The sequence below is a fragment of the Nocardia sp. NPDC050378 genome, assembly GCF_040655675.1.
GTDB classification, from domain to species: domain Bacteria; phylum Actinomycetota; class Actinomycetes; order Mycobacteriales; family Mycobacteriaceae; genus Nocardia; species Nocardia coubleae.
Genome location: NZ_JBFAKI010000001.1, coordinates 100,912 through 121,566, shown reverse-complemented (window position 1 = coordinate 121,566; position 20,655 = coordinate 100,912). Strand labels below are relative to the sequence as shown.

Below are 20,655 nucleotides of genomic sequence, written 5' to 3'. Positions count from 1 at the left end.
TGCGCGAAGAACCGGCTGGACTGCGCTATTTCAGGAATCCGAACTTCGTGTAGTCGTAGGTGGCCAGGCCCGGTGAACCGATATTGGCCAGCGTCGAGCGGGCGCCGACGCTGCCGTCGGTTTGCATGAGTGGCAGGGAATGGCCTTCTTCGAAGACTTTGCGGTCGACTTGGTTGGCGAGCTCGATGGACTTTTCCGGGTCGAGTTCGGTGAGGGTGCGTTCGATGAGGGCGTTGAGTTCGGGGGAGCCGATGCGGCCGTAATTGCCCTGGAGGTCGTCGGGGTCGTAGTAGTAGATCTGGCGGATGCTGCTCAGGGGGAACGGGTCGCCCTGGAAGATGAATTGGGCGGCGTCGAAATCGCCGGGCTGGATGACGTCGGTGAAATAGCCCGCGCCCGGCTTGGTGTCGATGGTGAGGCCGACGCCGATCGCGGCCAGGTTCTGCTGGATGATCTGGGCGATCTGCACCCAGGTCGGGTCGTTGTACATCACGTCGCGGATGACGAGTTTGCGGCCGTCTTTCTCGCGGACGTCGCCGTTGAGTTTCCAGCCGAGGGCGTCGAGTTCGCGGGCGGCGGCGTCGGGGTCGAAGCCGAGACTGTTGTTCTGGTAACCCTTTTGGCCCTGCAGAAAGATGTGGTTGTTCAGCGGCACCGGTTTTTCGACGAGGCCGGTCTGCATGGCGTCGACGATGTGCTGGCGGTCGATCGCCTTCGAAATGGCCACGCGCACACCTTGATCGGCCAGGATCGAGCCGGGCGCGCCGTTGAAGGTGATGTGGCGCCAGCGGTTGCCCGGTGCGCGGCGCACGACGAGTCCTTCGGTGCCGCGCACGGTCTGCACGTCTTCGAGGGTGGTGAGCCGGACCAGGTCGAGTTCGTTGTTCTGCAAGGCCTGCACCCACGACGAATGGTCGAGCACCGAGTAGGTGATGGTGTCGAGCACCGGCTTGTCACCCCACCACCGGGGGTTGCGGCCCAAGGTGATCCGGCCCTGACCGCGATCGGTTCCGGTGACGATGAACGGCCCGGCCGACACGCCCATGGCATCGGCGAGGCTGGTGTTGAACGCCTCGGGTGTGCTGGTCACCGACTTCGGGTAGAGGTTGGTGTTGCCCGCGAACTGGCCGCGCCAGTCGGCGTAGGGGGTGTCGAAGGTGAGCACGGCCTGCCGGTCGTCGACGCCGCGCTCCACCTTCTCCACGAATTCGAAACCGTTGGTGATCGCGATCAGGTACCGCTTGTCGCGCCCGCTCAGCGCGTTGGCCTGGGCGGCGATGTCCTCCCAGGTGATAGGCGTACCGTCGGACCACACCGCCGCGGGGTTGATCGTGTAGGTCACCCGCATCGGGTCGGTGCTGGTGAGCGCCACCTCGGTGAAGAAGTCGGTGTCGACCGTGAGCTGACCCGACGCGTCCACTTCGAACGCGCGCGGCAGCATGGCGCGCACGATCTCGCCGATCTCCCCGTCGTTGCCGTCGTTGGACAGTGTGTTCCAGTTCGCCGGATACGAGGTGACGGCAAGGCGCAGGTTCCCGCCCTCGCGCAGTTCCCCGACGTCGGTGGGATTGATGTCGATGGAGCTGCCGATCGCGCCGGTGTACCCGTCGGCCGCGTCGTCACCGCCGCCACAGCCCGCCACGATCATCCCGGCGGCCACCACCACGGCCGCACAGCGCAGCCGGGCACCGTGCGTGCGTAGGCGTCGGGTTCTCATGGCGTCTCCTCCAAGGTCAGCCGCTCACGGCGGGTTCGGGCACGGCCGCGATCAGCGAGCGGGTGTACTCGTGCTGAGGATTCGCGAAAATCTGCTCCGCCGGACCGGATTCGACGATCTTGCCGCGCAACATCACCGCGATGTCGTGGGCCAGATTGCGCACCACCGACAGGTCGTGCGACACGAACAGATACGACAGCCCCCGCTCGGCCTGCAGATCGCGCAGCAGATTCAGCACACCGGCCTGAATCGACACATCCAACGACGACACCGGTTCGTCCAGGACGAGCAACGACGGATCCAGCGCGAGCGCCCGCGCGATGCTGATGCGCTGCTTCTGTCCACCGGAGAAATCCGACGGGTACCGGTCGGCGTGTTCGGGCCGCAGACCGACCTGCCGCAACAACTCCGGCACCCGCTTGTTCACCTCGTCGCGGGAGCGGCCGTCGATGCGCAACGGTTCGGCGAGCACGTCGAAGATCGGCAGGCGCGGGTCGAGCGAGGCGCTCGGGTCCTGGAAGACGATCTGCATCTTGCGCCGGATCTCCCGGATCTGAGCCTTGGTCAGGGTGGCGACATCGTGACCGAGCACCTCGATCGAACCCGATTGGGGGCGGAGCAGATCCATGATCTGGGTGAGTGTCGTGGACTTGCCCGAACCTGATTCGCCCACCAGCGCCAGGGTGCGGCCCGCGCGCACACTGAAACTGATCCCGTCGACGGCCCGCACCTCGCCGGTGCGCCGCCGCAACAGCACACCCGAGGTGAGCGGGAAGGTCTTCACCAGGTCGGTGACCCGAAGGACCACGTCGTCGTCGGTGCGGTCGGGATGCGGCTGGGCCGTGATGTCGGCGCGGTAGGCGTCGAACAGTTCCGGTGTGCCGAGTTCGGCGGTGCGGATGCAGGCCGCGGAATGGCCGGGGCTCACCCGCTCGAGCGGGGGTTCGGCGGCGGTGCAGTCGTCGATCGAGACGGGGCAGCGCGGGGCGAACGAACACCCTTGCGGCAGGGCGTGCATGGCGGGTGGGGCACCGACGATCGGGATCAGCGGGGTGCGCGGGGGCCCGTCCATACGGGGGATGGAACCGAGCAGACCGACCGTGTACGGCATGCGCGGTGCAGCGAAAAGCTCTGTCACCGGCGCGGTTTCGACGATTTTGCCCGCGTACATCACCGCGACCCGGTCGGCGAGCGTCGCCGCGATGCCCATGTCGTGGGTGATCATGATGACGCCGGCACCGGTGATGTCGCGCGCCTTGCGCAGGAGGTCGAGGATCTGCGCCTGCACGGTGACGTCGAGCGCGGTGGTCGGCTCGTCGCAGATGATGAGGGCCGGGTCGTTGGCGATGGCCATCGCGATAACCACCCGCTGACGCATACCGCCGGAGAACTCGTGCGGGAAGGCACGCGAACGCGCCCGGGCATCGGGGATGCCGACGAGTTCGAGCAGCTCGACGGCCTTTTCACCGGCTTCCTTGCGGCTCATCGTGCCGTGCGCGAGCAGCGCCTCGGCCACCTGGTCGCCCACCCGGTACACCGGCGTGAGCGCCGAGAGCGGGTCCTGGAACACCATGCTGATCGAGGAACCGCGCAGCTTCGACATCTGCTTGTCGCCGAGGCCGAGCAGTTCGCGGCCACGCAACCGCACCGAACCCTGCACCCGCGCCTGCTCGGGCAGCAGCCCGATCACCGCGAGCGAGGACACCGACTTCCCGGAACCGGACTCGCCGACGATCGCGAGGACCTCACCGTCGGACACGGTGTAGTTCACCCCGCGCACCGCCTCGACGCGGCCCTCCTCACCGGGGAACGACACCCGCAGGTCGGTGACTTCCAATAGCGGCGCGGTCGAATTGGTCATCGCTTCTCGTCCTTACGCTCGGCGCTGTCCTTGCGCCACTTGCGCGCCCCACGGGCACCGGGGTCGAACGCGTCACGCAGTCCGTCACCGACGAGGTTGGCGCACAACACGATCGTGATGAGCAGCCCACCGGCGAACAGGAACAACCACGGATAGGTGAGTGCTGACTTGGTGCCCGCGGCGATCAGCGAACCCAGCGACACATCGGGCGGCTGCACACCGAAACCGAGGAAGCTCAAACCGGTTTCGGCCATGATCGCCGCACCGACGGCGAGGGTGGTGTCGATGATGAGGATCGAGGCGATGTTCGGCACGATGTGGCTCACGATGATCTTGCGCGTCGGTGCGCCCATATACCGGGCGGCACGGACGAATTCGCGATCACGCAGGCTGAGTGTGAGACCGCGGATGATGCGTGCGGCGATCATCCAGCCGAACACGCTGAGCAGCACGATCAGGATCACGATCGACCCGGAACCCTTGGTGCGCGGGGCGAACAGCGCGATGATGATGAAGCTGGGCACCACGAGCAGCAGGTCGACCAGCCACATGATGGCCCGGTCGGTCCAGCCGCCGAGCAGCCCGGCCACCGCACCGGCGGCCGCGGCGATCACGCTGGAGAACAGCGCGACACAGAAGCCGATGATGAGCGATTTCTGCAGGCCGCGCAGGGTTTGAGCGAGCACGTCCTGCCCGATCTGGGTGGTGCCGAACGGGTGCTCGAGGCTCGGCGGCTTCATCAGCGCCTTGTAGTCCATCTGCTGGTAGTCCCACGGCAGCAGCGGCGGCAGCGCGAAACTGGCGATCAGCAGCAGCACCAGAATCACCGCACCGGCCACGGCGGGCTTGTTGCGCAGGAAACGCCGCCACACCAGCTTGCGGCGACCGGCCGCCGCCACCTCCGGCGCGCCGACGACGATCAGTTCGGTCTCGGTCATGACACACGCACCCTCGGATCGAGCAGGGCGAGAACGATATCGGACAGCAAGCCCGAAACCAGCACGACGAGCCCGGCGAACGCGGTCACGGTGACCACCACGTACAGGTCCTGGGCGTTGATCGAGTCGACCAGCCATTCGCCGACACCGTGCCAGCCGAAGATCTTCTCGGTGAAGGTGGCGCCGGTGATGAGACCGCCGAGACTGTAGGCGAAAATCGTGGCCATCGGGATCAGCGCGGTGCGCAGGCCGTGTTTGTAGAGCGCCCGATTACGGGTCAGGCCTTTGGCTCTCGCGGTCCGGATGAAATCGCTCTGCAGCACATCGAGCATGGCGTTGCGCTGGTAGCGGCTGTACCCGGCCATGCCGCCGAGGGCGAGCGCCAAGGTCGGCAGCACGAGATGTTGTACGCGATCGACGATCTGGTTCCACAGGCCGGTGATCTCGGTGGCCGAGGTTTCGCCCGTATAGAGGAAGATCTGGCTGCCGGTGAGCGTATTGATCTCCAGCGCACCGTATTTCAGCAAGGTCGCCAATAGGAAGATCGGTGTGGACAAGACCAGCAGCGACAGCACCGTCGAGAAATAGTCACTGAATTTGTACTGCCTGATCGCGCCCGCCGCACCGATCAGCACACCGAGGACCGTGCCGATGATCGATCCGAGGATCAACAGCCGCAGACTCACCGCGACCCGCCTGCCGAGTTCCTCGCTCACCGGCTGCCCGGCCAGCGTCGTCCCGAAATCGCCTTGCGCCACACCACCGAGCCAGGTGAGATAGCGCTGCGGGATCGGCTCGTCGAGATGCAGCTGCTCGGCCTTGGCGTCGATCACCGACTGCGGTGGACGCGGATTGCGCTGCTCGAGACTGTCGAGCGGACGGAAGGTGAGCGAGGCGAGGCTGAACGTCAGAAACGAAGCCAGCAACAGGAGCACGAGGTAGTTCAGCGCGCGCCGCACCAAGAAGCCGGTCATCAGTCCCCTCTGGATCGGGTAATCAAGCCCTGATCATAAGGACAGTCCCGCGCCGCCGCGTGCCGACGTGCGGCAGGATGGAAACGATGACGAGCACGCACCCGAAACCGAAGCTGGTCGCCACCGACGTCGACGGCACCCTCATCGACGACGCCGACCGGATTTCGCCCCGCACCAAGGCCGCCGTCGGCGCTGTCCTGGCCGACGGCGCCACCTTCGTGCTCGCCACCGGCAGACCGCCCCGCTGGATCGATCCCGTGGTCAGCGAACTCGGCTACGCACCACTGGCCATCTGCGGAAACGGTGCCGTCGTCTACGACAGCGCCACCGACCGCGTGCTCGCCAGTCACACCCTCGACACCGAGACTCTCGGCTGGCTCGCCGAGATCGCCGAACGCGCGTTACCCGGGTGCGGGCTCGCCGCCGAACGGGTGGGGGTGAGCGCGCACGACGCCGCGACGCCGCAGTTCGTCAGCTCGCCGACCTACGAACACGCTTGGCTCAATCCCGACGACACCGTCGTCTCGCATGCCGAGGTGATCGACGCACCGGCCATCAAGATGCTCATCCGGCTCAGCACGGCCCGCAGTTCCGAGATGCGCGCGGCCCTGGCCCCGCTCATCGGTGACCGGGCCGAGATCACCTACTCGACCGAACACGGACTGATCGAACTGGCCGTGCCCGGGGTGACGAAGGCGTCCGGGCTGGCCGAGGTGGCGCGGCGGATGCAGGTGCGTGAGAACGAGATCGTCGCGTTCGGCGACATGCCCAACGACGTGCCGATGCTGACGATGGCCGGGCACGGGGTGGCGATGGGGAACGCGCATCCCGAGGCGCGGGCGGCGGCCGACGAGGTGACCGGGACGAACGTGGACGACGGCGTGGCGATGGTGCTCGAGCGTTGGTGGGCCTAGGGCGCACCGTCGCGCCGGCGGACGTTCCGGGCTGACAACGAAGAACCGGTGCCCTCCCGAAGGAGCGCACCGGTTCTGTCGTCGCCGCGGAAGGTCAGCCCGCGGGAGCGGGCTCGGCGGGCGCCGATTGTGCCGGAACCCCCTGCTCAGGGGCCTGCTGCACAGCCGGCGCCTGCGGACCGGCTGGCGCCTGTGAACCTGCGGGTGGCGCCGTGGTCGGCGCCTGCGGTCCGGTCGGTGCGGCGGCTTCCGGTGCGCCCGGTTCGGCCGGGACCGCCAGGCCGAGGGTCGGCGCGGTGGTCGGCGGTGCCTGTTCCGGCTTGCTGCCGTTCATCTCCTGCTCGTAGGTGTCGTTGTAGGTCTTCCAGAAGGTGGTGACGATGCCGGTGAGCTCGTTGAGCACCAGCGAACCGTTCTGGAAATCCGTGCGGAGACCGTCCGGGACCAGGTACGAACTGCCCGTCGGCGGGCCGAGCACGCCCGCGTCGGCACCCAGACTCAGATAGCGGTCGAGAATCGCGCCGACCACCTCGAACACCTGACCGTTCTCGCCCGAATACACGAACCCGTTCGCGAACTTCGCGTACTGACGCCCACCCGCACCCGCGAGCAGATCCGCCTGCGGCGCGCCGAGCGGACCGTCGGCACCACCGCGGCTCACCCAGTGCTTGGCGATCGGATTCTCACTCGACAGGCCGAGGAACTTGTCCACCAGCGCGCCCAGCTCGGCCATATTGCCCTGCGGGGCCCGCGCCTGATTACTCGGCGGACGATGCGGGTTGCTCGACGCGTCGTCGGTGACCGAATTGCCCGCGGCGATGGCGCGAATGCGGTCCATCATGGCGTAGGCGGCGTCGCCGGGGCAGTCGGTGTTGCCCACGTCGCGGTGCGCGAACACCACCGGCAACTCCACCGCCTCGTCCTGGGCGTACGGGGTGAACTCGGTGCCCTCGGAATACATCACGGTCTCGCCCTGGGGATCGAGACCGGCGATCCCGGTGCGCCAGCCGATGAACCGGCCGATCGCGGTGATCGCCTCGTTGCTCGGCTGCTCGTTCTCGTAGTTGCCCATCAGCGCCACACCGGCGGTGTTCTCGTTGAATCCGCCCGCGTGTGCGCCTTGCACGTCCCGGTCGAGGCCGCCGTAGCGGCCCTCGAAGATCTGCCCGTACTGGTCGACCAGGGCGTTGTAGCCCATGTCGCACCAGCCGAGGGTTTCGGCGTGATAGGCGTAGATCGCGCGGACGATGCCCGCCGACTCGGCCCGGCTGTAGTCGTTGCGGCCCGCCGTGTGATGCACGGTGACGCCGCCGATGCCGTCGTCGTAGGTGGGTTCCTGGCAGCGGATCGACTCGTCGGCACCCCACTGCGCCCGGGTGATGACCTTGGGGCCGCCGCCTGGCAGGGCCGCCGCCACATCGTTGAGCGCGGCATCGATCGCCGCCCGCCCCGGATTGATGAGCACCGCCTTGAGCGCGGCCTCGGTGAGGTGCGCCGGGTCGTGATCCGGGGACGCGGTGGGCTTGCGGGTCACCAGCATCTGCACGGCGGTCGTCTCGCCGACGTAGATCGGTTCGGTGCCGGTCGGTGCGTCGGCCGGGGTCTGATCGGTGGCGCGCGTGTCGATCGGATCGGCGTTGTACCAGGGGCCCCAGCTGCCGTCAGGCTGGCGGGCGCGCAGCTTGGTCGTGGTGTTGACCAGGTCGCGCGCGGTGAGCGCGACCATGCTGAACGGTGTCTCCTGGGTGAGCTCCTTGACCTGGGCGCCGACCTCGTCGACGAGTTCCGGATCGACCGCGCCCGGCGCGAGAGCCGGGGTGTCGGGGGTGGTGCCGGGTTCCAGGTTTTCCGGGTCGGCGATGAATTTCGCTCCGGCGGGGAGCTTTCGGGCTGCCGGGACCTGGGCCTGCGGTGCGGGCGCGGCTTGGTCTTGTGGGGCGCCCGGCGCCTGGGCCGGTGTCTGGTCTTGCGGTGCACCGTCCGGTGCGGGGGCTGTCTGGGCGTTCGGAGCGGCCGCGCCCGGCGCCGGAGCTGCTTCGGCTGGTGCCGGCGCTTGGCCCTGCGGAGCCGCAGGCGCACCTGGTGCCGATGCGCCCGGTGCGGCGGCGGGTGGCGCGGCAGGGGCGGGCGCGCCGGGCGCCGGTGCGGGAGCAGCTGGTGGTGCGGCCGCCGGGGGAGCGGTCGGGACTGCCGTGGTCGGCGCCGGGGGCCGTCCGGGCGCGGGCGCCGCGCCGGGGGTGGCGGACGGCGCGGCCTGCTTGGTCGGCGTCGACGGAGCCTTGGTGGGGATCTGGGGGAGCGGGATCTCCGTCGGCAGCGCCACGCCCGGCGGGGCGGGGATTCCGGGCGGGATCGGGATCGACGACGGCAGCCCGAGCATGCGCAGGTCGGACAGGTGCAGGTCGGGCAGGTCAAGGCCGGTCAGATCGCGCAGCGGGATCGTGATGTCGGGGACCGACGTGAGCGCGACCTCCGACAGCTCCGGCTGCACCGCCGCGAACTGCGAATTGTTCGCGCTGCGGTAATCGGTCGAATCGCTGAGCGCGAACGCGCCGATCGGCGCGGCGACCGCGAGGGTCGTGACCACCGGTAGCACGTAGGAACGTTTCGGCTTTCGGTATCGCACGTGCCTCTCCAATCAGGGTCGAGCAGTGTCATCCCTAGCGGCAGATCACCGGCAAGTGATGCTTGCTTCCTCTTGCCTCACACACCACACTAGTTAACATACGTCACACATCTAAACCTCAACTCGAGAGTTATGTGATTGCTCGAATGTAGCCCTCGGAACCCGCTCGGCGCGGACGACATGCCGACGCGAGCTCCGCCGGTAGAACCCCCGAACCGTGGGAGCGCAGGATGAGAGCGGATACCTCGATCGCCCGCAAGACCCGTCGCGGCACCCGCCGCCGTGCGGTTCCGATACACGCGACGCCACCCCTTCCGGTGCTGGTCGGCGGTACGGCGCTCGTGCTCACCGGGGCACTCGGGCTGTGGCAGCTGCTGCCGGACGTGGAGCCGACGGTCGGCGCGGGGCACGGCCGCGGCATGAGCCAGGTCGGCGCCTTCGACAACGCGCGCGCGGGCTGGAACGCCGAACAGATCCTCGGCCACTACTACCCCGGGGCGGAACTCGGCCAAATCGGAGCAACCACCATCGGCGTACGCCTGCAAGCCCAGGACGACGCCACCCTCGACACCTATGCCGCCGCGGGCGCACAGGTCGCGGGCCGGATGATCGGACCCGGCGAAGCCGCCCATCTCACCCCGATGCCCGACGGTGGTGCCAGCGTGGTGGTGACTGCGGGCTGCGACGGAGAAGTGTTGTGGCAGAGCGCAACCGACGACCCCTACGTCTACCCGATCGGTGCCGGGCCGGGTCGCCCCGCCGACGAACACCTCACCCTCTGCGGCGGCACCGCCTATCGCGGCGCGCTCGGCGTCGCGTTGGAGAACGGCTCGTACCGGACTGTGAACCAGGTCGATATCGAGGACTATCTCGCCGGCGTTCTGCCCGCCGAAATGCAGGCCAACTGGGCCGATCAGGGCGCGTTCGAAGCGCTGCGCGCCCAGGCCATCGCCGCCCGCTCCTACGCCCTCGCCGAAGACCGCTACCCGTACGCGCAGACCTGCGACACCACCGACTGCCAGGTCTACCCGGGCACGGTCAAGGAAGACGCGCGAACCACCGATGCCGTCGCCGCCACCGTCGGCACGGTGCTGCTGCGCGACGGCCTGATCCTGCGCTCGGAGTACTCCGCCGCTCCCGACGGCGGCCGACCCGCCGACATCGAAACCTTCGCCGTCGGCCCAGCCCCCGGCGACCTCGTCGAATCCCTGCCCATCCCAGCGCTTCCCGAGCTCCCCGCCGATCCCGGCCCGACCATCGAAGCGCTGGCGGGGGAGTCGGTGATCGACACCGAATACCGCCGCCTCGGTGGGCCCGGCAGTTCGATCGGCGCCCCCATCGGCCCGGAGATGATGCTGCCCCAACGCGCGGGCACCTACCGCCTGTACACCAACGGCGTCATCGTGGCGACGAAAACCCTTGGCGCCCAAGTGGTCGACTTCTCCACCCTGCTGCAGTTGGTACCCGAGGTGGGCGGCCAGCTTCCCGGCTCAGCCGCCACCGGCCCGAAACAAGTTGGACCGCAGAATGATCCGCCGCTCGAAGGCGCGCCCCAACTCCCGAACCTCGCCGATGTCGGCCCAGCCCCCGAGCCCGGCTCGACCGTTCCCGAGCCGAGTGTCACCGATCCGAATGTCGCGTCGCCGCCGAGCGATGCCGCTCCGAACACCGTGACAGACCCGAGCGGTGGCACCGATCCGAACGGTGGCAGCGCACCGGAGTCGGAGGCGAGCAGCGGCGTCGACCCGAACCTCGCCCCGGAACAGATCCTCGAACCGGACCCGGGTGCCGTCCCCCCACCGGTGCAGGCGAACGCGGCTCCGCCCGAATAGCGATCCTCCGCCGCGCCCGAACCGTGCGCCCGGTCGAGCCGTCGGATGTACTCCGTGCGATGTTGTGCGCCGAGAAGCCGTCGATCGACCGGGTCCGGCACCCGGGTTCGCGGCCACACGTGAGTCGCGCGACGCCCGGGCAGCGGACCACCCACCGCGACACGTCATCCGCACCTTCGGCAACGCGGCCGAGGGCCCCGAGCGCGGTGCTCGACGGCCTTCAGTCGATCGACGTATCACCCATGCTGATGGACAACGTGCGCAGCAGGGCGACGAGGTTGTCGCGGTCTTCGGGGGAGAGGACGGCGAGTAGGTGTTCCTCGTTGGCGACGTGCAGGGGCAGGAGGCGGTCGACCAGTTCGGTGCCCTTGTCGGTGAGCTGGACGAAGACCGAGCGGCGATCGTCGGCGCAGGGGACGCGGCGGACCAGGTCTTTCGCGGCGAGCCGGTCGATGCGATTGGTGATCGCGCCGGAGGTGACCATGGCGGCGCGGTTGAGGGCGCCCGCGGTGAGGCCCTTGGTGCCGCCGGAGCGGCGCAGGGTGGCGAGCACGTCGAATTCCCAGCGTTCCAGGTCGTGCTGTGCGAAGAACGTGCGCAGTTCCTGATCGAAGAGGCGGCCGAGGCGCGTGATGCGGCCGATCACCGCCATCGGCGACACGTCGACGTCGGGGCGTTCGCGATTCCAGTGTTCGACGATGGAGTCCACGGCATCGGACATGCGACTTCCTCTCTCCGTTAAATATCTCAACATTCATCTACTTGACGCTGAGGCATCGCCAGGAGTAGATATTTCAACGTTGAGATTATCAATCAGGAGCGACCATGACGACCGCAACCCACGGCGACGCGCGCACCCTCGCCCTCACCGCCCTCACCCCCATCGCCTGGGGCTCCACCTACGCCGTCACCACCGAATTCCTCCCGCCCGACCGGCCGCTGTTCACCGCCCTCATGCGGGCGCTCCCCGTGGGTCTCGTCCTGCTCGCCATCACCCGCACCCTGCCGCGCGGTATCTGGATCGGCCGCGCCGCCGTGCTCGGCACCCTCAACATGGGCGTCTTCTTCCCGCTGCTGTTCCTCGCCGCCTACCGGCTCCCCGGCGGTGTGGCGGGCGTGCTCGCCGCGATCGCACCCATGTTCGCGCTGGGTTTCGCCGCCGCCCTGCTGGCCGAAACGCCCACTCGCCGTAAGGTTCTCGCCGGTCTGATCGGGGTGTTCGGGGTCGGCCTCGTCGTCCTGCGCGGCACTGTCGAACTCGACACCGTCGGCGTACTCGCGGGCCTCGCAGCCGCTGCCTCGCTGGGCGCGGGCACGGTGCTCGCCAAGAAATGGGGCCACCCGACCGGCGTCGGCCCGCTCACCGTCACCGGCTGGCAGCTCACCGCGGCGGGCCTCCTCATCACCCCCCTCGCCCTGTTCGTAGAAGGCGCCCCACCCGCCCTCGACGCCGAAGCCGTCGGCGGCTACCTCTACCTCGGCATCATCGGCACCGCCCTGGCCTACTGGCTGTGGTTCCGCGGCATCGCCCGCGTCTCGGCCACCTCGGTCTCGTTCCTCGGCCTGCTCAGCCCCGTCACCGCGGCGGTCATCGGCTGGCTCGCACTGAGCCAGGCACTGGCCCCGCTCCAGGTCCTCGGCCTCGTCATCGCCCTCGCGGGCACGGTCCTCGGCCAGATCCCGGCGAAGCCCGCCCGCGTCGTGACCGTGTCACGAGAGCCGGTCGTCGCCTCTCGCTGAGACCGAGTGCCGTTGGACTGCGGCCCCGAAGAAGTACCCGCCTCGGCGGAGGGGGCCGTCAGCCGCGCATCGCCTGCATCAGCTGGTCCTCGGTGAGGGCCGGAACCGGCAGGGGGTGTGCGGCTTTCGTGCGCAGGCCGTCCAGGATGAGGGCGAGGTTGCGGCGCCACAGATCGGGGGCGACGTGCGCGGTCGCGGCGAGCACGCTGGTGTGTGACCAGGTGATGAAGGCGATGTCCTCGAGTGTCCAGTCCGGGCGCAACACCCCGGCCCGCTGTGCGCGCGTGACGATTCGGCGCATCAGATCGTGACCGTGCACGCGGGCGCGTTCGAGGGCCGGGCTCGGTGGGTTGCGCAGGGCGAGCTCGCCGAGCACGCGGTCCTCGGCGTGCAGCGCGCAGATGCCCTCGACCAGGAAAACGAACGCCTCCCATGGGTCGTCGAGTTCGAGTGCCTGCTCGGCGATGCGAGCGCCCGCCCCGACCCGGTCGTCGACGGCGGCGGCGATGAGCTCGTCGCGGGTGGGGAATCGGTTGTACAGGGTGCCGATTGCCACGCCCGCTCGTGCGGCGATCTCCTTGAGCGGCGCGTCGAGGCCGCGTTCCTCGAAGAGTTCCCGGGCCGCGCTGACCAGGGCGTCACGGTTGCGCTTGGCGTCGCTGCGCAACGGTTTGTCCTCGGGCATCCGCCGATCCTACAAATCGGCCCGCCGAAATATCTTGAGCCAGGGTTCAAGTTAGTGCTACGTTGCCGATAACTTGAACCAGCACTCAACTTGAAGAGGCTTACCGGATGCGCACACTCGCGATTTTCGGATACGGACCAGGGCTCGGCGCGGGAACAGCACAGGTCTTCGGGCACAACGGCTTTCGGATAGCGGCGATCGGACGAGATCCCGGCGCGGCCGCCGAGCGCGTAGCGGGGTTGCGCGCTGTCGGGATCGATGCCGAGCCCTTCGCGGCCGACATCACCGATCCCGCCCAGCTGACCGGGGTGATCGCCCGGGTCGAGGAGGAACTGGGCCCGATCGAGGTGGCGGTGCACGCGGCCGCCGCCGGGATATCGGTGCGCAGTGCGTCGACCCGTGAGGTCGACCGGGCCGCGCTCGAGGTGCCGTTCGCGCTCAAGGTGTATTCGTCGATCCAGCTCGGTCGCGAACTCCTGCCCGGGATGCTCGCGCGCGGCCGGGGTGCGCTGCTGTTCTCCTCCGGTGCGTCCGAGGTGAATCTGCAGCCCTACCTCGCGAATATGGGCGTTGCCCTCGGCGCCCAGCGTGCGTATGTCCGGCAGTTGGCGGCCGAACTCGACGGCACCGGGGTGTTCGCCGGGCTGCTCGCCATCGGCTCGCTCATCGAGAACAGTGCGGTGCAGCACCAGGTCGACGCCCATCCCGAGCTGATCCCCGACGGGATGGTGCTACCGCGCATCGGCAACGCCGAACTCGGCGCCGAGTACTGGCGGATGTACACCGAACGCGACACCGTCGAGGTCGAGATCGGGTTCTGACTTTCGGTGTTGACCTTGACGTAGCGTCAACTTGCAGACTGGTCTCATCGACGAGGAAGGAGCTGGTCATGGTGGGTGAATGGTCCATTCAGGACCTCGCGAAGGCCGCGGGCACCACCAGCCGCACGCTGCGCCACTACGGGCAGCTCGGGCTGCTGGAGCCGAGCCGGATCGGCGCCAACGGCTACCGCTACTACGACCAGAACTCCCTGGTCCGCCTGCAGCGCATTCTGCTGCTGCGCGAACTCGGGCTCGGCCTTCCGGTGATCGCCGAGGTTCTCGCCGGTGAACAGAACACCACCGACGCGCTACGCACGCACCTGGAACTGCTTCGCCAGCAACAGGATCGGATCGCGCGGCAGATCGAGTCGGTGTCGACCACATTGCACAAGACGGAAAGAGGTGAACCGCTCATGGCCGCAGAGGTTTTCGACGGTTTCGACCACACGCAGTACAAGGAAGAAGTCACCCAGCGCTGGGGCAAGGAGGCCTATGAGAGCGGCGACCGCTGGTGGCGTTCGCTGAGCGAAGAGGGTAAGCAGCAGTTCCTGCAGACCCAGCTCGACATCGCCGCCGACTTCGGAAAGGCCCACGCCGCAGGTCTTCCGGTGGAAGGCGACACGGTGCAGGCCATCGTCGAACGGCATCGCGCCTGGCTCGGTGACGGTACGCAGGGTCGGCCGGTGACCAACGAATATCTCGTCGGTCTCGGCGAGATGTATGTCGCCGATCCGCGCTTCCGGAAGAACTACGACGTGCACGGCGATAACACCGCCGAGTACATCCGGGATGCGTTCCGCGCGTATGCCGCCGCGCATCCGGCGTAGGGATTGGCCGGAGCGCGACGGGGTGTGAAGACAGCGACCGCGCCCGGACGATCACCGTCCGGGCGCGGTCGATCGCGTTGCGCGGGTGGAGCCTGCCGGTAGGCTCCCGATCGGCGCTTGCCGCTGGCGCTGTCACGGATTTTCGGGGGAGAAATGCACAATCAGCCAGGACCGCAGGGATTTCCGCCGACGCCACGGCGTCGGAGCCTGGATTGGTCGCCGCCCGGTGCGGTCATGAGCGCGGGGATCATCTCGATCTTCGGCGGTCTTGCCGGGCTGGCGCTCGCGCAAGGCGGCTATGCAGGGCTGCAAGTGGTGGATAGCATGCGCGACCCGAGGGTCGATGTCGACTGGGACCGGATGCAGCTCGAAAACCAGATCGAGCTGTTCACCGGTTCCGGCTTCGCCGTGCTGCTCGGACTGGGTGGGGTGTTGCTGCTCGCGCGGCGACCGGCGGGGCTCACCATGGTGACCATCGGTAGTGGATTGGGGATCTTCGCCTGTCTCGGCCCACTGGCCACGCATTCATCCGTCTCGTCGAAAGTCATGTTCGTCGGGATGTCGACGGTCTCCGCGCTCATTCTGGTGCTCACGGTGCTTCCCTCGTCCAACCGATGGGTCACGACACAACCGAATCCCCAGCTCGCCCCACCGAGCGGCCCACGCCCGGCGGTTCCGCCGTATAACTGACTCCGAACAACGACAAGTAGCGGGGACAGTGTGGAGCAGGTGCGGCCGGAGGGGCCTTCGCGCGCGGTGACCGCGCTGATCGCGGGCTGGCTGGGGGTGCTGGTCGGCGTGGCGGGGATCGTCGTCGGGGTGGCCACCGCGGTGCTGCGGACGCTCGGGCGTCAGCTCGATCTCGACTATGTGGGCGCGGGGATCGTCGGCGGGCTCGGCGTGGTGTATCTGCTCGGCGCGGTGCTGTTGCTGCGGCGCCGGATGCTCGGCAGGCGAGTGCTGCTCACGATGGCGGCGGTGATGGCGGGGGCGACGGGGCTTGTCGTCGTGCTGAACGGGGCGAGTCACGGCTGGCGGTTCGGGCCGCTGGACTGCTGGCTCGGGCTCAATGTGGTGATCGTGGTGTTCAGCGTGATCGAGCCGACGCGCCGCTGGACCGCGACGCGATAGCGGCGGACGGGATACGGTCGGACCATGCTCGAGCAGGAGAAGACAACGACTCTCGGTGACGTGACGGCCGTCGTCGCCGTGACCCTCGGCGCGTTCGCCGCCGTCGCGAATCTGCTCGGCGCGGCGTACGTCCTGCGCACCTTCTTCAGCGACCCGGAGCTGCTCGACGATTCGCTCGTCCTCTTCAGCACTCTCGGCGCGCTGGCCGCCGCGTTCGCCTTCGGCTACGGCGCGTTGCTGCTCGCCCGCCGCGACGACAGCGGCCGCTGGGTGCTGATCGTGGCCGCCGCAGCGCAACTCGGCCTCGGGCTGCTCGCCCTGCTCGCCACGCTCATCGGCTACGACTCGGGGTACGGCATCCACTGGTTCGCCGACCAATCGGTACTGCGTTCGATCTTCGTCGGTCTCGGTGGGGTGCCGGGCGCGGTGACGGCGATCGTCAATCACAACTGGACCGCCGCGGGCACCTCGACCGGTCTCGGCGCGATCGTGCTGCTCCCGGCGCTCCTGCCGTGGACGGCGGCCTACACGCGCGCACGCCCGAAAGATCTTGTCGGACCGGCCGTATAGTTTCAGCCGGTCAGCACCTGGGCACACAGCCCATCAGGAGGGGGAACGATGGGGTATCCGCACGGCCCACAGGGCTACGACCCGTACGCGGCACAGGGTTACGCACAACCGGGCTACGCCCCCGACCCCTACGCCCAGCCCTACGGTGCCCAGCCCTATGCCGAATACGGCTATGGCGCACCGGCTTACGGCGCGTACCCGCCGGGCTACGCCCCGCCACGCCCCGGCGGGGGAACGGCGATCACCGCCGCTGTCATCTCGCTGCTGCTGTCGCTGATCGCCCTCGGCGGACTCGGAATCGCCGCGGCCGTCATCTTCGGCACCGAGGCGACCAGCGCCACCGACGAAGCGGGCCGGTCCGAGGTGACCATCGGCCTCGCCATCGGCGCCGCCCCCAGCCTGCTGTGGCTCCTGGGCTCGATTCTCTTGTTCCGCCGCAAGACCGCGGGCCGCGTACTCCTGATCCTGCTGTCGACCCTCGCCTTGGCAGGCACCTGGGTCTCGGCCCTCATGGCCCTGAGCCAGACCTCCTCATCGGAGGCCGGTGGCGCGATCGCGGGCGCCCTCGTGATCTCGTTCTTCCCCCTCATCATCCTCATCCTGACGGCAGCCCCCTCGACGGGCCGCTGGATCCGCGCCGGCCGCCCGACCCCATATCCCTACTACTGACACCCGAATCCCGCCCCGGAACAGCGACTCACTCCCGACGGCGCCGTACGCCTTGCCGTCGATTCGGTCCTATTGGTAGCGGCTGATAAAAGCGCAGGTCAGAAGTCGGTCACGGACTCCGCCGGGACAATCGGCGGTCTTCCGATACGCTGGGCACCCGTGACCGCCGCATCGTCCCCGGGTAACTCCGTCAACGCAGATTCCGCCAGCCAGGCAAACCAGTACGACCTGATCGTGGTCGGGTCCGGCTTCTTCGGCCTGACCGTGGCCGAGCGGGCCGCGAACGTGCTGGGTAAGCGGGTGCTGGTGATCGACCGCCGCTACCACCTGGGTGGCAACGCCTACTCCGAGCCCGATCCGGAAACCGGAATCGAGATCCACAAGTACGGCGCGCACCTGTTCCACACCTCGAACAAGAAGGTGTGGGACTACGTCACCCAGTTCACCGAATTCACCGGCTACCAGCACCGCGTGTTCGGCCTGCACAAGGGCCAGGCATATCCGCTGCCTATGGGCTTGGGCTTGATCTCGCAGTTCTTCGGCCGCTACTTCACGCCGGAAGAGGCCCGCAAGCTGATCGCCGAGCAGGCCGCCGAGGTGAAGTCTGCCGACGCGCAGAACCTCGAGGAGAAGGCGATCTCGCTGATCGGGCGCCCGCTCTACGAGGCGTTCATCCGCGACTACACCGCCAAGCAGTGGCAGACCGACCCGAAGGAACTGCCCGCGGGCAACATCACCCGCCTGCCGGTGCGCTACACCTTCGACAACCGCTACTTCAACGACACCTACGAGGGCTTGCCCAAGGAGGGGTACACGAAGTGGCTGGAGAACATGGCCGCCTCCGAGCTCATCGATGTGCGCCTGGACACCGACTGGTTCGACGTGCGTGACGAGGTCCGCGCCGCAAACCCCGACGCCCCCGTCGTCTACACCGGCCCCGTCGACCAGTACTTCGATTACGCCGAAGGCGAATTGGGCTGGCGCACCATCGACTTCGAGACCGAAGTGCTCGAGATCGGCGACTTCCAGGGCACCTCGGTGATGAACTACAACGACGCCGATGCGCCGTTCACCCGCATCATCGAGCCGCGCCACTTCCACCCGGAGCGCGACTACCCGACCGACAAAACGGTCATCATGCGCGAGTTCTCCCGCTTCGCGCAGACCGGCGACGAACCGTACTACCCGATCAACACCCCGGAGGATCGCGCCAAACTGCTCGCCTACCGCGAGCGCGCCAAGCGCGAAACCGCCGAGAACAAGGTGCTTTTCGGTGGCCGCCTCGGCACCTACCAGTACCTGGACATGCACATGGCGATCGGTTCGGCGCTGAGCATGTTCGAGAACGTGCTCCGCCCGCACCTCGAGTCCGGTGCGCCCCTGGTGGACGAGCAGTGAGCGCGCAGCCGGTGTTGCAGGACGTGACCACCGAGACCCGCGCCAAGTCGCTGCTGCAACGCGTCATCCTGCCGCGCCCGGGCGAGCCGTTGGACGTGCGGACCCTCTACCTGGAGGAATCCACCACCAACGCCCGCCGCGCGCACGCCACCAGCCGCACCGCGCTCTCGATCGGCGCGGAGTCGGAGGTGTCGTTCTGCACCTACTTCAACGCGCTGCCCGCCAGCTACTGGCGTCGGTGGAGCGTGCTGAAGTCGGTGGTGCTCCGGCTGGAACTGGCCGGGCACGGTCGCGTCGACGTGTACCGCTCCAAGGCCGACGGATCGCGAATCCACGTGCAGGGCAAGGAGTTCGCTGTTCCGCAGGGAGCCGACTCGGTGTCGGTGGAATTCGAGACCGATCTGGGCCCGTTCGAGGACGGCGGCTGGATCTGGTTCGACATCACCACCGACACGGCCGTCACCCTGCTCGCGGGCGGTTGGTACGCGCCGCAGGTGGCGCCGGGCAGCGGCAGCATCGCCGTCGGCATGCCCACCTTCAACCGCCCCACCGACCTGGTGAAAACCCTCGGCGCCCTCGGCTCCGACTCGCTGGTGCTCGACAATATCGCCGCGGTGATCGTCGCCGACCAGGGCAACCGCAAGGTCGTCGACGAACCCGGGTTCGACGAGGCCGCAGCGGTTCTCGGCGACCGGCTCACCATCCGCGACCAGCCCAACCTCGGCGGTTCCGGCGGGTACAGCCGAGTGATGTACGAGGCGCTGAAGACCGACGCCGAGTTCATCTTCTACATGGACGACGACATCGAGATCGAGCCCGACTCGATCCTGCGTGCCCTCGCGTTCTCCCGGTTCGCGAAGTCGCCGCTGCTGGTCGGCGGGCAGATGCTGAACCTGCAGGAACGCTCGCACCTGCACAGCATGGGTGAGGTCGTCGATCGCGGGATCTTCATGTGGTCGTCGGCGCCGAATGTCGAATACGACCACGACTTCTCGAAATACCCGCTCAAGGATCGCGACAACTCCAAGCTGCTGCACCGGCGCATCGACGTCGACTTCAACGGCTGGTGGACCTGCGTGATCCCGCGCAAGGTCGCCGAGCAGATCGGTCAGCCGCTGCCGCTGTTCCTCAAGTGGGACGACGTCGAATACGGTCTGCGCGCACGCGAGGCGGGGTACTCCACGGTCACCCTCCCCGGTGCCGCCGTCTGGCACATGGCCTGGTCCGACAAGGACGACGCCATCGACTGGCAGGCCTACTTCCACCTGCGCAACCGGCTGGTGGTCGCCTCGCTGCACCTGCCGGGCGACGGCAAGCCGATGATCGTGAACACGGTCAAGGCCACCCTCAAGCACCTGCTGTGCCTCGAGTACTCCACGGTCGCCATCCAGAACGAGGCGATCCGCGACTTCCTCGCCGGGCCGGAAGGTCTGTTCGACCTGCTGCCGAGCGCGCTGGGCAAGATCCACGCGATGCGCAAGGAGTACCCGGACGCCGTCGTGGTTCCGTCGTCGACCGAACTGCCGCTGGCCAGCCGCCACGGTGTCGGCGCCGTCGGCGAACCGGGCAACCCCATCGCCAAGGTGGCGCGCCTGGCCAAGGGCGTGGTGCACAACTTCCGCAAGGCCGACCCGGCCGCCCACGAGACACCACAGCTCAACGTGCCGACGCTGGACGCGCGCTGGTTCCTGCTCTCGCAGGTCGACGGCGTGACCGTGACGACCGCCGACGGCCGTGGCGTGGTGTACCGCAAACGCGACCCGCGCAAGGCGGCGGAGCTGCTCAAGGAAGCCCTTCGCCTGCGCAAAGAGCTCACCGCCCGCTTCCCGGAGATGCAGCAGCGCTACCGGGCCGCGCACGCCGAGCTGACCAGCACGGCGGCGTGGGAGAAGACCTTCGGCCTGACAGGAACCGCCAAGTGAACGCGATCAACCCGGAACTGGAACTCCTCG

The 20,655-nt window shown here is 68.2% G+C and carries 18 protein-coding genes; 11 read left to right on the top strand and 7 right to left on the bottom strand.

Annotated features, from left to right (window positions below):
- Window positions 1–25: 25 nt before the first annotated feature.
- From AB0I35_RS00555 to AB0I35_RS00540, 4 genes are read right to left on the bottom strand one after another with little or no spacing between them, the layout of a single operon-like run.
- Window positions 26–1,717, bottom strand: a complete 1,692-nt coding sequence (locus AB0I35_RS00555) for an ABC transporter family substrate-binding protein (RefSeq protein ID WP_357393069.1) — start codon at window positions 1,715–1,717, stop codon at window positions 26–28.
- Between the two features lie 16 nt (window positions 1,718–1,733).
- The gene (locus AB0I35_RS00550; protein ID WP_357393067.1) at window positions 1,734–3,578 is read right to left on the bottom strand and encodes an ABC transporter ATP-binding protein; all 1,845 of its coding nucleotides are present in this window, start codon (window positions 3,576–3,578) and stop codon (window positions 1,734–1,736) included.
- Window positions 3,575–4,516 carry an ABC transporter permease gene (locus tag AB0I35_RS00545; protein WP_357393065.1) on the bottom strand — a complete coding sequence of 314 codons (942 nt, stop codon included), beginning with the start codon at window positions 4,514–4,516 and terminating at the stop codon, window positions 3,575–3,577. Before AB0I35_RS00545 ends, AB0I35_RS00550 begins: the two co-directional genes overlap by 4 nt.
- Window positions 4,513–5,490, bottom strand: coding sequence for an ABC transporter permease (locus AB0I35_RS00540; protein WP_067644268.1), 978 nt, complete (start codon window positions 5,488–5,490; stop codon window positions 4,513–4,515). Before AB0I35_RS00540 ends, AB0I35_RS00545 begins: the two co-directional genes overlap by 4 nt.
- Before the next feature lie 86 nt (window positions 5,491–5,576).
- Here AB0I35_RS00540 and AB0I35_RS00535 point away from each other — a divergent pair, with 86 nt between their 5' ends.
- Window positions 5,577–6,404 (top strand): HAD family hydrolase, encoded by an 828-nt coding sequence (locus AB0I35_RS00535; RefSeq protein WP_357393063.1) that lies wholly within the window; start codon window positions 5,577–5,579, stop codon window positions 6,402–6,404.
- A 94-nt stretch (window positions 6,405–6,498) separates the two neighbouring features.
- Here the strand turns inward: AB0I35_RS00535 and AB0I35_RS00530 are convergent, their stop codons facing one another.
- Entirely contained in the window at window positions 6,499–8,991 is a 2,493-nt protein-coding gene (locus AB0I35_RS00530; protein ID WP_357393061.1) for an N-acetylmuramoyl-L-alanine amidase, read from the bottom strand.
- 269 nt (window positions 8,992–9,260) lie between these two features.
- Here AB0I35_RS00530 and AB0I35_RS00525 point away from each other — a divergent pair, with 269 nt between their 5' ends.
- Window positions 9,261–10,862: a SpoIID/LytB domain-containing protein gene (locus tag AB0I35_RS00525; RefSeq protein ID WP_357393059.1), complete on the top strand. Its 1,602-nt coding sequence runs from the start codon at window positions 9,261–9,263 to the stop codon at window positions 10,860–10,862.
- Between the two features lie 220 nt (window positions 10,863–11,082).
- Here the strand turns inward: AB0I35_RS00525 and AB0I35_RS00520 are convergent, their stop codons facing one another.
- Complete coding sequence (locus AB0I35_RS00520) at window positions 11,083–11,583, bottom strand: MarR family transcriptional regulator (protein ID WP_357393057.1); 501 nt, start codon at window positions 11,581–11,583, stop codon at window positions 11,083–11,085.
- Window positions 11,584–11,687: 104 nt separating this feature from the next.
- Between AB0I35_RS00520 and AB0I35_RS00515 the strand changes: the two genes are divergently transcribed.
- Window positions 11,688–12,602 (top strand): EamA family transporter, encoded by a 915-nt coding sequence (locus AB0I35_RS00515; protein WP_357393055.1) that lies wholly within the window; start codon window positions 11,688–11,690, stop codon window positions 12,600–12,602.
- Window positions 12,603–12,660: 58 nt separating this feature from the next.
- On the opposite strand, the gene AB0I35_RS00510 is transcribed toward AB0I35_RS00515, so the two are convergent.
- Window positions 12,661–13,287 carry a helix-turn-helix domain-containing protein gene (locus tag AB0I35_RS00510; protein WP_357393053.1) on the bottom strand — a complete coding sequence of 209 codons (627 nt, stop codon included), beginning with the start codon at window positions 13,285–13,287 and terminating at the stop codon, window positions 12,661–12,663.
- A 107-nt stretch (window positions 13,288–13,394) separates the two neighbouring features.
- Here AB0I35_RS00510 and AB0I35_RS00505 point away from each other — a divergent pair, with 107 nt between their 5' ends.
- From AB0I35_RS00505 to AB0I35_RS00470, 8 genes are all read left to right on the top strand, one after another.
- Window positions 13,395–14,108 carry an SDR family oxidoreductase gene (locus tag AB0I35_RS00505; protein WP_357393051.1) on the top strand — a complete coding sequence of 238 codons (714 nt, stop codon included), beginning with the start codon at window positions 13,395–13,397 and terminating at the stop codon, window positions 14,106–14,108.
- 68 nt (window positions 14,109–14,176) lie between these two features.
- Entirely contained in the window at window positions 14,177–14,935 is a 759-nt protein-coding gene (locus AB0I35_RS00500; RefSeq protein WP_357393049.1) for a MerR family transcriptional regulator, read from the top strand.
- A 117-nt stretch (window positions 14,936–15,052) separates the two neighbouring features.
- Window positions 15,053–15,625, top strand: coding sequence for a hypothetical protein (locus AB0I35_RS00495; RefSeq protein WP_357393047.1), 573 nt, complete (start codon window positions 15,053–15,055; stop codon window positions 15,623–15,625).
- 30 nt (window positions 15,626–15,655) lie between these two features.
- On the top strand, window positions 15,656–16,066 hold the full coding sequence (locus tag AB0I35_RS00490; protein ID WP_357393045.1) for a hypothetical protein: 411 nt from the start codon (window positions 15,656–15,658) through the stop codon (window positions 16,064–16,066).
- Window positions 16,067–16,090: 24 nt separating this feature from the next.
- Complete coding sequence (locus tag AB0I35_RS00485) at window positions 16,091–16,636, top strand: hypothetical protein (protein ID WP_357393043.1); 546 nt, start codon at window positions 16,091–16,093, stop codon at window positions 16,634–16,636.
- A gap of 48 nt (window positions 16,637–16,684) precedes the next feature.
- The gene (locus AB0I35_RS00480; RefSeq protein WP_357393041.1) at window positions 16,685–17,305 is read left to right on the top strand and encodes a hypothetical protein; all 621 of its coding nucleotides are present in this window, start codon (window positions 16,685–16,687) and stop codon (window positions 17,303–17,305) included.
- Between the two features lie 159 nt (window positions 17,306–17,464).
- Window positions 17,465–18,703, top strand: coding sequence for a UDP-galactopyranose mutase (gene glf, locus AB0I35_RS00475; RefSeq protein WP_357393039.1), 1,239 nt, complete (start codon window positions 17,465–17,467; stop codon window positions 18,701–18,703).
- Window positions 18,700–20,625, top strand: a complete 1,926-nt coding sequence (locus tag AB0I35_RS00470) for a glycosyltransferase (protein WP_357393037.1) — start codon at window positions 18,700–18,702, stop codon at window positions 20,623–20,625. The genes glf and AB0I35_RS00470 overlap by 4 nt, the downstream gene beginning before the upstream one ends.
- Window positions 20,626–20,655: the final 30 nt, after the last annotated feature.